The 16,452-nt window shown below is 53.6% G+C and carries 12 protein-coding genes; 2 read left to right on the top strand and 10 right to left on the bottom strand.

The features are described from left to right. From KBY65_RS13115 to KBY65_RS13075, 10 genes are all read right to left on the bottom strand, one after another. Nucleotides 1-1,072, bottom strand: a 1,072-nt coding sequence (locus tag KBY65_RS13115) for an IS256 family transposase (protein WP_409996649.1), incomplete at its 3' end; no start/stop codon positions are given. 90 nt (nucleotides 1,073-1,162) lie between these two features. Next, complete coding sequence (locus KBY65_RS13110; protein ID WP_255001889.1) at nucleotides 1,163-1,846, bottom strand: polysaccharide biosynthesis protein; 684 nt, start codon at nucleotides 1,844-1,846, stop codon at nucleotides 1,163-1,165. A 26-nt stretch (nucleotides 1,847-1,872) separates the two neighbouring features. After that, on the bottom strand, nucleotides 1,873-2,064 hold the full coding sequence (locus KBY65_RS13105) for a hypothetical protein (protein ID WP_255001887.1): 192 nt from the start codon (nucleotides 2,062-2,064) through the stop codon (nucleotides 1,873-1,875). Between the two features lie 124 nt (nucleotides 2,065-2,188). After that, nucleotides 2,189-3,013 carry a glycosyltransferase gene (locus KBY65_RS13100; protein ID WP_255001886.1) on the bottom strand — a complete coding sequence of 275 codons (825 nt, stop codon included), beginning with the start codon at nucleotides 3,011-3,013 and terminating at the stop codon, nucleotides 2,189-2,191. 497 nt (nucleotides 3,014-3,510) lie between these two features. Beyond that, the gene (locus KBY65_RS13095; protein WP_255001885.1) at nucleotides 3,511-4,566 is read right to left on the bottom strand and encodes an EpsG family protein; all 1,056 of its coding nucleotides are present in this window, start codon (nucleotides 4,564-4,566) and stop codon (nucleotides 3,511-3,513) included. 665 nt (nucleotides 4,567-5,231) lie between these two features. Further along, nucleotides 5,232-5,384 (bottom strand): transposase, encoded by a 153-nt coding sequence (locus KBY65_RS14120; RefSeq protein ID WP_409996650.1) that lies wholly within the window; start codon nucleotides 5,382-5,384, stop codon nucleotides 5,232-5,234. Nucleotides 5,385-6,390: 1,006 nt separating this feature from the next. Beyond that, entirely contained in the window at nucleotides 6,391-8,307 is a 1,917-nt protein-coding gene (gene asnB, locus KBY65_RS13090; protein WP_255001884.1) for an asparagine synthase (glutamine-hydrolyzing), read from the bottom strand. After that, on the bottom strand, nucleotides 8,307-9,497 hold the full coding sequence (locus KBY65_RS13085; protein ID WP_255001883.1) for a glycosyltransferase: 1,191 nt from the start codon (nucleotides 9,495-9,497) through the stop codon (nucleotides 8,307-8,309). The genes asnB and KBY65_RS13085 overlap by 1 nt, the downstream gene beginning before the upstream one ends. 277 nt (nucleotides 9,498-9,774) lie before the next feature. Then, on the bottom strand, nucleotides 9,775-10,755 hold the full coding sequence (locus tag KBY65_RS13080; RefSeq protein ID WP_255001882.1) for an IS5 family transposase: 981 nt from the start codon (nucleotides 10,753-10,755) through the stop codon (nucleotides 9,775-9,777). Between the two features lie 1,225 nt (nucleotides 10,756-11,980). Then, the gene (locus tag KBY65_RS13075) at nucleotides 11,981-13,075 is read right to left on the bottom strand and encodes a glycosyltransferase (protein WP_255001881.1); all 1,095 of its coding nucleotides are present in this window, start codon (nucleotides 13,073-13,075) and stop codon (nucleotides 11,981-11,983) included. A gap of 640 nt (nucleotides 13,076-13,715) precedes the next feature. On the opposite strand from KBY65_RS13075, the gene KBY65_RS13070 reads away from it, so the two are divergent. After that, on the top strand, nucleotides 13,716-13,934 hold the full coding sequence (locus tag KBY65_RS13070; protein ID WP_255001880.1) for a hypothetical protein: 219 nt from the start codon (nucleotides 13,716-13,718) through the stop codon (nucleotides 13,932-13,934). Continuing rightward, nucleotides 13,931-14,113: a hypothetical protein gene (locus tag KBY65_RS13065; RefSeq protein ID WP_255001879.1), complete on the top strand. Its 183-nt coding sequence runs from the start codon at nucleotides 13,931-13,933 to the stop codon at nucleotides 14,111-14,113. Before KBY65_RS13070 ends, KBY65_RS13065 begins: the two co-directional genes overlap by 4 nt. Nucleotides 14,114-16,452 lie beyond the last annotated feature (2,339 nt).

Genomic DNA, 16,452 nt, shown 5'->3' with positions numbered 1-16,452 from the left:
AGATCCCGACCACGTTGGTGCGGCGTTTGATTTCCTTGTTGAGCCGCTCAAGCGGGTTGGTGCTCCAGACCTTGCGCCAGTGCTCCTGGGGGAAGTGCAAGAAGGCCAACACGTCATCGCGAGCGGCGTCCATTACCGGCACAGCGCCGGGAAACTGCTTGCGCAGCATCTCGGTGACCCGCTGCCAGTGGGAGCGCACTTGCTCAGGTGCCTGGATCACGAATACTGCTTTCATGGCGGCGGCCACCATGTCTTGGCCGGCCTTGGGGACGTGAGACAGCAGGTTGCGTAAGAAGTGCACCCGGCAGCGCTGCCAGCTACTGCCCTGGAACATCCGCCTGATCGCTGCCGTCAGCCCCAGGTGGGCGTCTGAGATCACCAGCCGGGTTCCAGTGAGGCCACGCTCCTTGAGGGAGCCGAGGAACTGGCGCCAGAAGCCCTCCGCCTCGCTGTCACCCACGGCAATGCCGAGCACTTCTCGGTAGCCGAGGGCATTGATGCCGATCGCCACCACGACGGCCCGCGAAACCACCTGCATGTTCTGCCCCAGACGGCCGTGGAGGTAGGTGGCATCGAGGTAGACGTACGGGTAGCGGGCATGGTCCAACGGCCGGCACAGAAAGGCTTTCACCTGTTCATCGAGGCCCTGGCAGATGCGGCTCACCTCTGATTTGGAGATGCCACTGGCCCCGCCCAGCGCCTCCACCAAGGCGTCGACCTTGCGGGTAGAGATGCCACCGGTGTAGGCCTCCATCACCACGGCGTAGAGAGCCTTGTCCACCCGGCGGCGTGGCTCGAGCCAGTCGGGAAAGAAGCTGCCCTGCCTCAGTTTGGGAATGGCCAGGCTGATGTCGCCTACCTGGGTGGTGAGTAGCCGCTGGCGGTAGCCGTTGCGGTGGGTGGAGCGCTGATCCGGGCAGCGCTCATGGAGCTGGGCGCCAGTGAGGGCAGAAACCTCTGCTTCCAGCAGGTCCTGAAAGCCGCGGCGCACGATCTCAGGGATGAGGGCGCCAGCGGTGGTGCCCTCCATGAGCTGAGCCAGCTCGGAGGCGCCACTATGGATATGGGTCATGGTCTGTGTTCGGTTTGGTGGTAGTGCTCCGAACAGGGTCACAGACCGGCCCACCCATTGCCACAGCTAAAGACTGAGGGAGTTGAGCCGTCAGCCCCGGCGTAGCCGGGGCTGATCCCCCCGAGTTACACCACTCCATGGGACGCCGCTAGCAGCGGCATGGAACAACACCTGTACGCCGTGATCACCCAGCACCCGCTCCACCAGTGCCCCATCGGCGGCGCTGCCCAACACGGCCGTGAGCTGGGTTGTGGGGGGGAGCAACGCCAGCAGCTCCTGGTGGATGGCGTACAGACTGGGTTCACTGCGCTCCAGCAGCAACAGGTGGCGGAGGGCCAAGCGCAGAAACTGGCGGCAAAGCTCAGCGCCGATGGAGCCGCCGGCGCCGGTGACGCACACACAGCTGGCGGTGATGCCAGGGCCCAGCAAACCAGGGCCTGGGGGCACGGCATCGCGGCCAAGGAGCTCTTCGATGGCCACGGAGCGCAGGGCATCGATGCGGGTGCGACCGGAGGTGATCTCCTCCACTGAGGGAACCTGAAGCAGGGGGAGGCCGAGCTCCTGGAGCTCATCCACAATCCGGCGGCGCCGGCTACGACTGAGCAAGGGGATGGCCAGCAACACCTGATCGATCTCAGCAACCCGTTGCCGCAGCACCTGGGGGGGCTGGATGGGTGTGCCGTTGATGTCGCGACGCCAGAGCTGGGGAGCGTCGTCCACGAACAGGGCAACGTTGTGACTGCCGGCCAGGCACAGGGCGGCAGCCAGCTGCACGCCGGCGGCACCGGCGCCATAGATGGCTATGCGGGTGATCCCTTGATGCGGCTTGCTCTGGCGGCCAGGGCCTTGCTGGCGGTCAACCTGATTGACGCGGCGCCAAAAACGGTCACGAACCGGCCAAGAGGCCCGCTTTCACTGGCTTTTTCAGCAGCCTCCTGGATGCCGATCCCCATGCAGACGCTGGAGGACTGGATTTCCAGCCGCGCGCTCAAGAAGCAAGTCAAACGGCCGTGGTTCTCTTGGATTGAACTGGTCAGTGTGCCACAACCCGGGGGGAATAGGTGTCGCATGACGGCCTAGACTGAGATCTGTCAGTTAGTCAGGATCGAGTAGTACCTACTGCGCAAGCCAGCTGTGCAGGCGAGCGTCGTCTTTGTTCAAAAGATAAGAATTTCCGCGATCATTTTCCAAGAGCTGATAAACAGCAAGAGTTTCCTCAACAATTCCCGCCTCTGAAAGGCTGCGTTGCACGAGCGCACGACCAGCCTGCATGCGGGGAACCAGACGGCCGGTGGCATGGTCTGCTAGAAGCTGATCGAAGCAGTGCAGGTAGTCGCCAGGTGCGTCGCCTTCCGCAACGTAGATCGTGCTGATATCGAAGATGCCGCAGGTGGCAGCGCGGGAGCTGATCACGGGGATGCCGAGTGCTAGGGCTTCAGCCACGGCCCGCGGCAGACCTTCGCCGTAGTTGGAGGGCACCAGAAGGACGGGGTAAGGTACCTGCAGGTGCAGCAGAGGATCACACTGGCTCCCTGCAAAATGCACATTGTCATGCTGGCTTTGCAGGGCCGTCAGCTCAGCGGTTAACAGGGAGTCGCCACTGGAGGGATCAACACCACCAAACACCGTGAAGTGCTGGGATTCCAGCAGGGAGGCGATCTCCAGAAAGGTGCCGATTCCCTTGGAGCGCAGCAACCGGCCGCAGAACAGAAACTCGCAGACAGCATCAGCGGGGGAGGTCAGCTCGCTCGGGATCTGCCACCACTGGTTGGGGAGCGGCTCGGGCAATGCGAGCTCAGCGAAATCAGGCAGGTAGCTGGCTGGAACACCGGACCCGGCGATCAGGTGATTCCGGCTGCTGTGGAGATGGGGCAGTGCTCGTTCAAAAAGGGAACGATCAATGGGATTTTGGAAGATAAAGGCGGTGCGGTTAGGTGTCAAGCGCCAGCGCCAGCGGGAGCGACGCTCACGCAGGGCAAAGAAGGCGATGCTGCGCAACACCAGCACAAAAGCCAGCCGCGAAGGCCCCTGGGCTTTGGAGAGGCGACCCATGCCGGCAAAGGAGAGCACACACGGAATCCCAAAGATCGACGTGACAACCACGGCGAGCAAGTTGGCCTTGAGGGTGTGGGAATGCACCAAGTGTGGCTTGATCGCCCGTACTAGGAAAAGCATCCGCAGAAAGGAGATCCCGAAAGAAAAGGGATTGGAGTCGGTGCTGCGGTGAATGCGCCAGGGGATGTGGATCAGAAACCTAGAGAGTTGAGCCGTGGAGGAATCGACGGGCGAGAGAGCCACCACGTGCCGCCCGTCCTGCTGCAGGCGCTGAAGCAGTAGATGGCGGTAGTGGGCCAAATACCAGCTGCTGTTGGCAATCACAAGAAGAGGTCGCGACCCTTTCAAGCAGTCATGGGATGCGCTCGCCGCCATAGAAGGGGTCAGAACTCGAAAAGCAGATTGTAGTACGGAAGCCAAGCGGCCGAATTGGCTGCAAACAACAGCCAGATGCTTAGCAGGGCGAAACTAGAGAGCACCAACAGCTGCCGCCACGTTCCGGGGCCCAATCCCTGCCAACGGATCAGGGGCAGATGGGAGCCCACAACAATCTGAAGAGGGAGCAGGTACAGGGCCACTCTGTCTACAGCGGTGGAACTTGGAGAGACAACAAGGCCGATGGAGGCGGCGACTGCAAGCCAAGCCATGAGGGTGTAGATGGAGCCCTGCGAGGGGCTAACAGGGAACTGGCGTCGGTTCCAGAGAAAGATCAGGGCAGGCAGCAAAACTAGTATTACTCTTATGATTGCACCTTGTGACTGGTATTCCGCTTCTAGATAAACTGTTTGGTAAGTCTCAATAGAGCTTACAAGAAAGGCTCTTAAGAGGCCATAGCCGGTCCCTATCAGAAACGCAATACTCACAAGACCAGATAGACGCCCGAACCGTTGGCCAAGGCTGGAGATCGGCAACACCAGCATGGAGAGTGCTGTGGCATGGAAAGTAGCGGCCAGGCCGATCCAGGCGAGAAACTGAAGCAGTCGATCCCGCTGTAGCGCCAACAGGGCCAAAAGTTCAATGCCAATCGCAACCCCTTGACGGGTGTAACCCATGGCAACAACTACGATCAGATAAGGGAAGGCCAGAGCTAGGGCCAACCATGGATAAGGTTGTTGACGACAAAATAGCACCAAACCTGCGCTAAATATTGCAGCACATATATAATTGACACCAAAGACTCCCCAGTCTAACTGTACAGCAACCCAATTGAGCATAGCATACCCAGGATCCTTTGAGGCCAAAGCGAACCCGAGAGGCGCATCTAACTGCTGATCGAGATAAGGCAGGTAATTAAACCAATCGACACCTATCTCTACGCGCAATCCAATGAAGAACGAAAAGAAAGACCAGACTAGAGTCGTAGTCAATAAGCTCCAATGCCGTCGGCCAAAAAGAGCAAACCAAGCAATCCATGCCCAAGTCAGAAAATAAGCGATCATGACATACGTTGACAAGCCGAAGATAGGGGAGTTGACATTACATCTTAAGAGGTGTCAAATCATGTCAATGAAAAATGTTCATGGTGTCAGTGGCTTGGGGATACAATTGCGCGTCTCTGCAAAAGCTTGGCTTGCAGTCAAGCCGCCAGCAATTGAATCCAGTAGACTTAGGAAACCGGAAGGAAAACTCTGGGTACTCGAGTTGTGAGCGGGAGCCGCTATAAGCACCATAGATGCTTTGCCTTGGTTCGACTCAGGGGCTGCTTAATAATGGCACGTTGTCAGCCATTGTGGGCTGATTCACAAGCCTCTATGGAGGTATTGAGACGCCAAGACCTAGACAGACTGTTGCAGTTAATAGTCATCAGAGCTGGAATAGTTTCGAGAGTAAAGGCTGGACAAGAATCTTACAGCGATTGCTGGAAAGGCCGCATAGGCGGGTCTTATGAAAACCGAACTGACGCCTTATCACACATAATGGGTGGTCGGAGTACGAGCGATTGTAACCTGGCCATGTCAATCAGGTCTAGCGGCTTTCCGTCTAGTGTGTTCGGGAGGAGCCTGCCTATGCCGGATCGCATTGGCAGACTCATTTCCATAGTAGTGCATGCCATCTCAGGCCTTAAGGCAAGACACTAACAAGCAAGCACACCGTAAACAGACTCCTAATAACCATGCAATAGGTCGGCAGTCGGAGTGAGGAGGTGAACATTAGCTGCAGTCGCCACGACCGAGTAGATTAGGTCTGAGTCCTTGTCCGCAACGGCGTGGAACTTCATGCCCAAATACCACTGGGTGCCTATCTTATTGTTATGCATCTCCGGATCGTACTTTCTAGCGTTGTTCTTGGGTGTGCAGGGCGTTGCGATCAAGCTGGATCCCCGTTCGTGTCGTGACGAATCGTCATGCCCCGAGAAGCGGGGTGTGGGCAAAGAAAACTAGTACTCAGAAGCCATATTCTGCAGCATCAATACAAACCGGCGAAGAACAGCGGGCCCTTTGCCAGCAAGGAGGAGGCCTGATAATGGACTGCGGCTTTTGTCGACATATGAATCCATAAACACAGACTCGTCGAGATCTGATTCATCATATCGCAGCAGTTCCACAGCGGCCAGGCAACAACTATGTGCACAACGAAGACTGATCTAAGAAAAAGCCCAGCGACTGCATACACTTCCATGGTCGATCCCGGTGTGTTGCGGAGATCAAGCCAGCAATGGGTTGATCAATCAGCCCACAGATGAAACGTCAGCGGAAGAAGTGAGGGATGTTGAGTTAGGCGGCCTAGATAATCACCAAACCGGTGCGACTTTCCTGAGAGTCGTCGATAAACAAATGCCACAACCGATCTAAGCCTAGCCCAAGGATAAATCGCCACCCCGACCGTCTAGCTGATGGAGACCGTAATCGTGCCAGGATAGAAGTAGATGATAATTGAAGCTATAGGTAAAACTAGGCGTAATGAGGGCCTTGACATGACAAGGCTAAAGGACCAACTCTTTAGCCAGTATTCAGCCAGATTTAGCCGCTTATCATATGCGTTAGTGAACACTACTAATTAGCAGAAAGCGGGCAAAGTTCAAGGACTGATAAAAAGGTTGGCGGGACAAACAAGGCGAAGCCCACTTTCAGAAAAGCCGATCCAAGTGCAGTGAGCCAGTAAAGCGATAGGACTCGCTCTCAACGATATTTCGCCAAGAGCTGACTGCTTAATGAACAGCTTATGCGAGAATCTGTTTAAAAAGGATATGCCAGTTGTCGAACTGAAGACATACGAGAAAACCAGCCAAATAGCACACAGAAAGAATAAGTGGTCAATCCAGATCACCAAGCTTCCATCCATGCTCGCAGCATTAGCACAGTCCAGAGTTGATAGTGCCAGCGCCGATATCCATGGAGATGCTCCCGCCACATCTGTCTGATAGGATTAACATTAAGCAGACCGTCTGAACTTAACGAATCAAGGGAGAGCAGGTCCTCGGCCCAATCGCGTAGTGGACCTGACAACCAATGGTCGATAGGGACCCCGAATCCCATTTTTGGTCGGTCAATCAGCGAGCGGGGAACATGACGGTAAAGCACCTGCCTAAGCGCCCACTTTGTCTGCCCCTCACGCAACTTCATGGACAGTGGAAGACTCCAAGCGAATGCCATCAAGTCATGATCAAGCAAAGGTACTCGCGCCTCTAGCCCAGACGCCATCGACGCTCGATCAACTTTCGTAAGGATATCTCCAGAGAGGTAGCTTATAGTATCTAAATACATCATTGTTTCCCGGAAATCATCTAGAGGGGGCCACTGACCAGGATTCGAAAGCAGTGTTTCTGGTTCTGTGGCCCCATGGACAAGGGCTGCTGGATGATGGAATTGAGAAATAAGCGCACGGTAGAAACTTTCACCCTTAGCGTGATCCAAAACGCAACCAAGCTTGAGCAACCGATCCCCAAGTGCAGGAGACCGCAAGCGAGATGGTAAGTGGCGCATGACCCTATCAATTGTATGAGCGGGGGCTGCTTGGAACGCCGACGCTAAACCCCGCCGGAGGAAACTAGGCAGCCGGTTTAAGCGTTGGTGGAGACTGTATCCAAGCGCATAACGGTTGTATCCACAAAAAAGCTCATCACCGCCATCACCAGAGAGCGCAACAGTTACCTTGCTGCTAGTCAAACGGCTAAGCAGCAAAGTAGGTATCTGAGAGGAATCCGCAAAGGGCTCGTCCCATATCTTGGGGATTTCGGGTACCACGGCCAAAGTGTCAGCCGCGTTGACGTAAAGCTCAGTGTGATTGGTGCATAAATGCTGTGCTACTGAGGCGGCATGCTTAGCTTCATTGTAGCCAGGCACATCGAAGCCAATAGTGAAGGTCTGAACCGGCCGGGCCGATTGTGCCTGCATTAAGGCCACAATAGTGGAACTGTCGATCCCCCCAGAAAGAAAAGCACCGAGTGGCACATCTGCTTCCATACGTGAAGCGACGGCAGTCCTAAGACGCCTCTCCAGTTCATCGATCAAAACAGACTCATCATCTGCACGGCGCTCGCCTATCGCAACCTCGCTGAGCTGCCAATAGCACAGTGGAGCAGAGAGCTGCCCCTCACTGATCTCAACCCAATGCGCCGGGGGCAGTTTGTAGATACCTGCGAAGATGCAGTGTGGGTCAGGAACATAGGCATAACGTAAATAGAGTGCAATAACATCACGATTGATCTTACCATGCCATTCAGGATGAATGGTCAAGGCCTTAAGTTCCGACCCGAACAAAAAACTACTTCCAGTGCGCCCGTAGAACAATGGCTTCTCGCCTGCTCGGTCGCGGGCTAGTGCAAGCTTTCGTGTACTGCGATCCCAAAGAGCGAAGGCAAACATTCCATTCAGCCTTGTCAAGGCTTCAGGAAGGCCCCAAAGCTGCAATGCAGCCAACAGTGTCTCGGTGTCGGAATGACCGCGCCACCCTGCTGACCAGCCAGCAGCCTCGAGCTGGGTGCGCAGAATGCGATGGTTGTAAATCTCGCCGTTGAAAACCAAAACGAGGCGTCCGTCGACCGAAACCATCGGCTGCGCACCCGCCGGCGAAAGGTCTTGAATGGACAGACGGCGATGACCCAGTGCCAACCCGGCACCCTCGTCAAGCCAGACACCGTCTGCATCCGGGCCACGATGGGCGATACGCTCAGCCATGCGCCTGATGGTTTCAGGTGGCACTTCCAACCTGTGTGACCAATAGCCAACAATTCCACACATCAGCAGTAATTCTTGATGACGCGGTCATAAAGGTCGATGTATTTAGTGACCACGGAAGAGATTGAAAACTCCGTCTGGATTCGGTCCCTGGCGATAGCCCCGCGCGCGCGAAGCGCTTCAGGAGGAGTTCTGATGGCCTCGATCAGCGCTCGAGCGAGGGCTTTGCTGTTGCGCGGAGGCACTATCCAGCCTGTCTCCCCAACGATCATCGACGCATCTCCCACATCTGTCGTGACACAGGGTACGCCAGTTGCCATCGCCTCGCCAAGAACATTGGGAAACCCTTCGGTTCCAGCGGGTAAACAGAACAAATCAAAGGCCTTCATCAAGGATGGAACATTATCACACTGGCCCAAGAATTTGATTCTCTCGTGATGTGGCCCGTATCGATTAAGGTCTTGACCCGCAGCAACTAGAACCACATCTGGACAGCTTGATACAACCTGGGAAAATGCTTGATAGAGGTTGGGGAGATCCTTTTGTGGATGCGCTCGTCCCACAAACCCGATCACAAAAATCTTATCATCAATAGAGAGATTCGCGCGGATTGCCGAACGTATTTTAGTATCCTGAAACCATATATCAGTATCAAAACCATTCGGGATCACACAGCCGATTCGACGCGGGTAACCAAGGGCCTCGTGCTGCTCTCGCCCACGAAAAGAGTTATAGATCGCTACATCTGGATGAGCGATCCGCATAGCGACTAATCGCGTAATGAAACGAGTTAGACGAGGAAGATGTTGCTCACCTTCAATGGTCATACGAATGTTCCAGGCGAGAGAAGAGGGGTTACCGGTGAAAACCTGAGAAATAGTTGCGGCTATATTGCCATGAGGCATCCAACCCTGCACGATTTGCGGCGGATGTGCCCGAATGGCAGAACGCAGCGACCAAAGTGCAGAGAGCGAAGGCTGCCCAGGTCGCATCTGCAAACAGGTGACGGGTATGCCGGCCTGTTCAAGCTTCGACCCGTAATAGCCAGGTCCGATCAATGAGATGACATGGTTGCGGAATGGACCCTCGAGACCATTGGTCAGCAATGTATACAAAGCTCGCTCGGCACCCCCAAGTTTAAGGCCTGTAATGATATGAGTAATTTGGGGTTGCATAAGTAGCGAAGTAAGTAGGTGAGTATTAAAAAGAGAGACAATCCACGGTGCTGGCAACCTGGTGAAAAGAAACGTCAAATGAACCCGTTGCAACGGTATGGGTCGAACCTGAGTGGGTGGTCAGGGAGCTATGGGGGTCCTACACCAAACCAATCCCTAACGGAATCCGATACAGGACTGCTTGGTGGGCTGATCACATCAATTCATTAAGGAATCTCTGGATAAACGGGGCTTGATCCGTTCGCGGGGTTCGGCACGCTGCTTTGACCGTGCTTTTTCTCTGAGCCCTCCTTGTGATGGCTTTGGGCTGGTTTTTGGAAGCTGAATCGAGGTGTTCAGGCACACCAATCCCTGGTCAGCCTGCGGCAAGTAACCGCCGTCGTGCCTGGAACAGGTTCGACAGTGCCGCCAGCACGTGGATCTTGCAGCGGTTCTTAGCCAGGCCTCGCAGCCTGGTCTTCTGAAAGCCGAATTGCTGCTTGATCACCCGGAAGGGGTGTTCTCCTTTGGATCGGATGTGGGCCTTGGCCGTCTCGATCAGGTCCTGCAGCCTTCCCTCTGGTGTGTCCGGTAGGGCCCTGCGTTTGCCGGGTCGCATCGCCACCCTGAATTCCGTTGTCATGCCAGCCATCTCAGGCCTTTTGGCGATGCCCTGGTAGCCCGCGTCGGCGTAGACGACCTCCTCATCACCATGCAGCAGCTCGGCGGCAGGGGTGAGGTCGTGCACGTTGGCGGCAGTGACCACCACCGAATGGATCAAGCCTGAATCCTTGTCCACGCCTGCGTGGACCTTCATCCCGAAATACCACTGGTTACCTTTCTTGGTCTGGTGCATCTCCGGATCTCGCTTCCCTTCCTTGTTCTTGGTGGAACTGGGCGCGGCGATCAAGGTGGCGTCCACGATCGTGCCCTGGCGCATCGTCATGCCTTTCTCACTGAGATGGGCTTTGACGGTCTCAAAAATCTGCTCGCCCAGCTTGTGCTTCTCCAGCAGGTGGCGGAAGGTGAGGATCGTGGTCTCATCAGGGATCCGATCGCTGATCAGCTCGATGCCGGCAAACCGGCGCATGGTGGGCACCTCGATCAGGGCCTCTTCCATGGCCGGATCGCTGAGGGAATACCACTGCTGCAACAGGTGGATCCGAAGCATCGTGGCCAGTGGGTACGGAGGCCGGCCGCCTTTCTTGCTGGTCTTGGGGTAGTGGGGCTCGATCAACGCGATCAGCGCCGGCCAGGGCACCACTGCCTCCATCTCAGAGAGAAACTTCTCCCGCTTGGTCTGCTTCTTGGCTGTGGTCAGCTCGTAGTCCGAGAAGCCGAGCTGCTTGCCACCCATCACCCCAGTCCTGGCCTGCGATCACAGCACCATTGTCGCGTAAATCGCCTGTGTTTCCCAGAGTCTCCTTAACACAGTGCTCCCTACCAACATCATCTCGTGTTCCTGAGTGAATGATGGGAGGTTTGTTGCAGGACTAAGTTGCTATCAAGGTAGGCGTAACAATGGCCCTGTAGTGGCCGGGTCATTAAAAGCTGCACGTAAATGTCTGTCTCCTATCAGATGAGGAGCTCCTAGGATTTTGTAATCCTGCGCTGGGAATCGAGTACGGGCACCAGGTCATCCACGATGCGTGTGAAGTCACCTACGAAATAGATTCCCAGCACCACAACATAGAGGGCGCGGTCGACCAGCCGAAACTTCAAGATCAAGGTTTGAAAGCTACCTGATCGTGTTTTCAGGATCTGGATATGTATGCCAACCGCTGGGTGGTGGGCTGGCGGCTCCAGTAGACGTTGCCCTGGCTAAGTCTCTTGTCGCTGGGAGAGGGGGGGGCGGCGGACCAACCAGCTCTAGCAACTTCTACAGTTCGTAGTGCAACAAATCGGGGTTTAGCTCGCCAGCGGTGCTGTCATGAAGTACTGCCGTAAGTAAAGAGGCGCTCAGATCAACTGTAGCGAATGGCTCGTCTACCTAAGATCGTATTCAAACCACATACACGAGTTGCCTACCGATTGCAACGGCAGGTCCAAAGCCGGGTACTGAGCATCTTAGACAACCACGGCTAGGCAGGTAGTTAAATGAGCATGTTGTTAGAACAATCGAGGGGTCACGGGCCGGGCGAAGCCATAAAGAAGAGCCATTCGAAACTAGAAACCATGGAAATCAGTGTTCTTAATTCATCGTGAGACAACAAGGTGCGCAACGGAATGCAAAATGATAGTTAGCAATTTACTCCTTTATTCACAGACAGGCCCTATGGAGCGTAGGATGTTACATTATCAAGGTAAATGATCGCCAAATACAAAGGCGAGGTGGTTGATGTCAATGTTAATACTCTAAAGCGAAATATTGCCTCAAGAACGTACGCTGTTGCTCGTTAAGAATAAAGCAAAACAAGAGGAGGTCTATCATTGCCGCTCCATCATGGATAGAGAGGCAGCGTTGGAGAGATAGGAGTCAGACCGTCTAGTGAGCTGTACGGGAGAAAGTGAAAAGAGCGCTCTTAGTTTATAAAAAGTGGTCTCTGCCGATGGACTAAACCCGACGCGTGGATTACAGTTCCTCATGAAGGAGAAAGGATGCGCTCATAAGCGGGAATGATGGTTTCAAGAGAAAACAAGTCAACAGCATCTTGAGGCACCCTAGGGGTATTATTAGACAACGCTAATTGAATCGACTGCGCAAGATCCGCGGAACTCATTGATTCTGCTAGGTAACAGCCATTAGTAAGCTCGCAAATCTCAGCAAGACCACCAATTGCAGGTGATGCAACAACCGGTGTCGCGCAACACAAAGCTTCGAGAACGACGTTGGGAAAACCCTCAAAATGAGAACTTAAAACAAATAAGTCAGCATCCTTAAACCAAGAAAATGGGTTGGACTGAAAACCGACAAGATTAACCCTGGAACCAAGCCCCAATCGACTTATAAGTGACTTCAAGCGAGGCTCATCGACACCAGTTCCGAGAATAAAGAGCTCAACATTTTGAATTTCAATCATACTAAAAGCATGAACTAGCAAATCAAACCCTTTTTCCCTCGACAATCGTCCAGCTGCAACGATCCTAAAACGCCCCGGTAGGCGTTTAGGCAAACTCTCGTTCAAGGTAGACAGGAGTCTAATCCGGTAGATATCAACAGGATTGTAGACAACATTCAAAAGAGAACGGGGAATTCGGAATACACGAGATAAGTCATTCATCATGTAAAAGGACTGGCAAATAATGAAATCAGCTTTACGATAGAAATAAGAATATACAAGTCTAAGGGCCATTGACCCCAATCCACCATTAATCATAGAACTGAGAATACTGCTCTCTCTAATAATTAGCCTCGTGTCTTGTGGCAGAAAGGCTTTGAGCATTGTCATGAGCAGATTCAAATGCCCTAGTGTTGACAGGATGCAGTCAGGCCTTATAGAGTAACAAAGTTTTACAATCTTTAACACTGAATACCTAATTCTCGCGAAGGGCAGTACGATTAGCTGAACATGAGGAGAGATTAAGCTGGAAAAGGTAGAATCTACATCAGTCAAGACACAGATAACAACAGAAAACTTAGTTTGATCAAGTGAATTCGCTATATTAATAATGACACGTTCAGACCCCCCTGCACCCAGCGTAGGGACTAAAAGCAATACTTTTTTCTTGGGAGTCATCTTCTTAACCGCAAAAGTGGCTTGCAGAAAACCATAGGAACTTATCTTATGGCCATCTAAGGGACTATAGATCTATGAGGAGCACCCAAAGCCTAGGCATAATGCGTGAAGCGGGATTTGGTTTAGACGAAAGCACTTAGAGTCGTAATGCGCCAAGACTAAATGACTACACATAAAGGAAGAGAGACAAAAGCTCTTGAATATCACAATTGATGAGGACTCAAAGTATTCCGCATAAAGAAATAAGGAGGCAAAGGAGATCAGTCAATAATGAAGTCAATGCAAGAACATATCAATAGCACAATGCTTCCCTGGATAAGCAAAGTTTCATCTGTTAACAGAATATAGGTAGACTGATTTGGGTGGTTATTTGTATAGGCTGCTTTTTTAGAGACTTGGTACGGTATATGGAAACAGACACGCATTGTTCAGGTACATCAGGCCTGGTGCCCTCTTCCAGGTAGTCTGACAAATCTGCAGGTCATCCACATATCCACCAGGCGCAGCCCCCGTTTTCAGGAAAGTTGTCTCCGCTGTGATCAGTACACCCGGGGGCTGGAGGTCATGACCAATACGTCGTTACAGCGAGGCCGTCACAGCTGATGTGAGGAGGCGGATGAGTCCGCCTCACAGGCAGAACGTGGCTAAGATCCCAGTAAAGCTAGGGATTCACATCGTCACCCTCTTCAACTGGAGGAAGGCCTGGCGGCTGCAAGGAGAGGTGGTGCCGGCCAGCCAGAAGGATCCCGAGGGCTGGGGCCCTACCGACAAGTTCACGGTGGTGCTCGAAATCGATGGCCTACAAGGCACTGAACTCAGTGCCTACTGCCGTGAGCGAGGGCTACCCCGGAGCAGGTGAAACGTTTGCGGCAGGCCGCGCAGGATGCCTACGAGAAGCCAGTGTGCACCTTGAAAGAGCAGAAAGAGCTGGAAAAGATCCGTGCCAAGGGTCAGAGAGATATTAAGCCTCTCCAAAAGAACCTATGGCGCAAGGAGAAAGACATGGCAGAGATGGAAGGCATGCTGGTGCTGCGATAAAAATAGGAGTCCTTCTGCTCGATCCGAACGCTGACCAGTGCGGCGCAAGAGTGGACGGCGATCGAGCTGATCAGCGAGGCACATACCGCTGGTGCAGGCTTGGTCAGCTCATGCAACAAAATCGACATCTGCCTGCGAACTCTCAAGCGCTGGCGCAAGTCCCTGAATGATGATGGCGGTGCTCACAATCGCCGCACAGCCCACGCCTGGTCTCACAAAAAGCTGAGCAAGTAGGAGGGCCAACGCATCCTTCTCACATTTAAGCAGAAGGAGTATGGCTCACTGCCACTAGGGCAAATCATGCCAGCTCTTGCCGATCAGGGGCTGTAGGAATTTTCTTGATAATACTGCGTCTACGGCTCGGAGAGCAGCTTCTACTGGGTGCTCCACGCCCATGGTCAGATCCAACCTCGCGGTTGACACAACCACCGCAGGAACCGACCCCGTTCCGCGGCTCAGGGGCTAAGGAGCGAACCAGGTGTGGAGTTAGGACATCACCTATTGCCCACCACCATGCGCGGGATCTAGCATTGCCTGTACTTGGTGATCGACGTCTTGAGCCGCAAGGTAGTGGCCTTGGATGTTGCTGAACGAGAAGATCGAGACATTGCAGCGGATCTGGTAAGCTGGGCTTGCATGACTGAGCGGATGTGAAAGTGCCGGAAGCATCCGCTAATCTCCATGCTGACAACGTCAACGCCATGAGCGCAGCCACACTGGAAAGAAACCTGGAAAGACTGGGCGTCCTCGGGTCCTTCTGCAGGCCTCAGGTGTCGAATAATAACCGGTACTCGAAATAGCTGTTCATACGGTGTAGACGAAGACACACGGAGCGATCAGGATCGGCCTGATTACAACCGCAGGCCATCTACCACCAAAGACCAGGCTTGTAAGTGGGTCGTCAAGTTCGTCGGCTGGTACGAACACCAACATCGCCAAAGCGGCATCACATTCGTGACTACCCAGCGACGTCACGATTGCCAGGCCGTGGAGATAAGTCGCGACTACTCTGTCTTCTACGAAGAAGCCACAGTTCAGTCCAAAACGATGGTCACGGTCAAAAAGGTGCTGGCATTAACAAAAGGTGGTCTGGTCCAATCAGCCGTGAGATGAGCACAATGAAACACGGCAGCTACCGTTGAAGAAAAATGCATGAAAGGCAGCCCAGGAGTGACGCCTTTCCTGAAAGTCACCGCCTTGATGGAGCGGTACAACGTGCCATTACAGCGACGCTGCCAAGGCTGATCTGAAACGGCGGAGGAGAGCGCCACGACGGCAAAGTGTCGCCCTATCTCAGCAGATCTGGACATTCACATTGTCACGCTTGAGATGGAGGAAAGGTTGGCAGTTGGTAGGTATGGTGGTGGTGGCATGCCACAGGGAATCAAAGAACTGGAGTGCAGACGACAAGATAACAGTTTTTTCTGGAGAGATTTGGGCTCAGGAAAACTTTGATCTCTGCCTATTACCGCTCTTATCCTGTAGGCGGTTAACATTAAAACCATGAGAAACGGTATACCAAGGATCAGTCTGGAGCAACAATCTGCGCTAAGACCCATCTCACGGCCAAAGGTATCCGAACACCCTAAACTTTGAATACCTCTTGAGGTCGGTGAAGTGTCTACCTGATTACCTCCACTAATGAGGAATTCAATGAACAGACCAGTCAGCGAGATGTGTGTCATTTGTAAATCTATACAACTACTGGCACCGCAAAAGTGGGTTCAAGTACGTAACGCTTCACAAATGCGACGGCAAGCGTCCATGAAGATCTGCATGCACAGCGGGTCCTCTATGAATAAGCCCGAAAGCGCAATCCAAAGGACTGATCATGATCAACAAAGTATTGACGAAAGAGAAGGTGGCCTTGATGAATCAACCATTAGGCGAGATCAATGAGAGACTACAACTAGAGTTGAGGCCAGGCATGGAAGGAATAGAATAGGTCTATATCTCCGATGACAGCTCTAAAGTCTATAATCGGATGGAGCCTGGCATGAATAGATGATCATGCATTGATGAAAGGCTATGCCACTAATCCACTAAGGAGACTCTGGAATACCGAGGCCGTTTGCGGGACAATACCCCTGTGATCGCAGGCCAGGACTGGGGTGATGGGTAGCAAGCAGCTCGGTTTCTCGGATTACGAGCTCACCACAGCCAAGAAGCAGACCAAACGGGAGAAGTTTCTCTCTGAGATGGAGGCAGTGGTCAGGGCTGACTGAAAGTCCATTCATCCCGTCTCCGCAAGGCTGATGCCAACCCAGTCGAGCATTCGGCTGATGTCGTGTGCCACAGCCATCAGACCAGCACGGATCGATTGAAAACCGTTGCAGCGC

Origin of the sequence: Cyanobium sp. Alchichica 3B3-8F6 (assembly GCF_024346435.1) — a bacterium.
Lineage (GTDB): Bacteria > Cyanobacteriota > Cyanobacteriia > PCC-6307 > Cyanobiaceae > Cyanobium_A.
The sequence above is the reverse complement of the archived record's forward strand: the minus strand, read 5'-3'. Positions and strand labels throughout refer to the sequence as shown.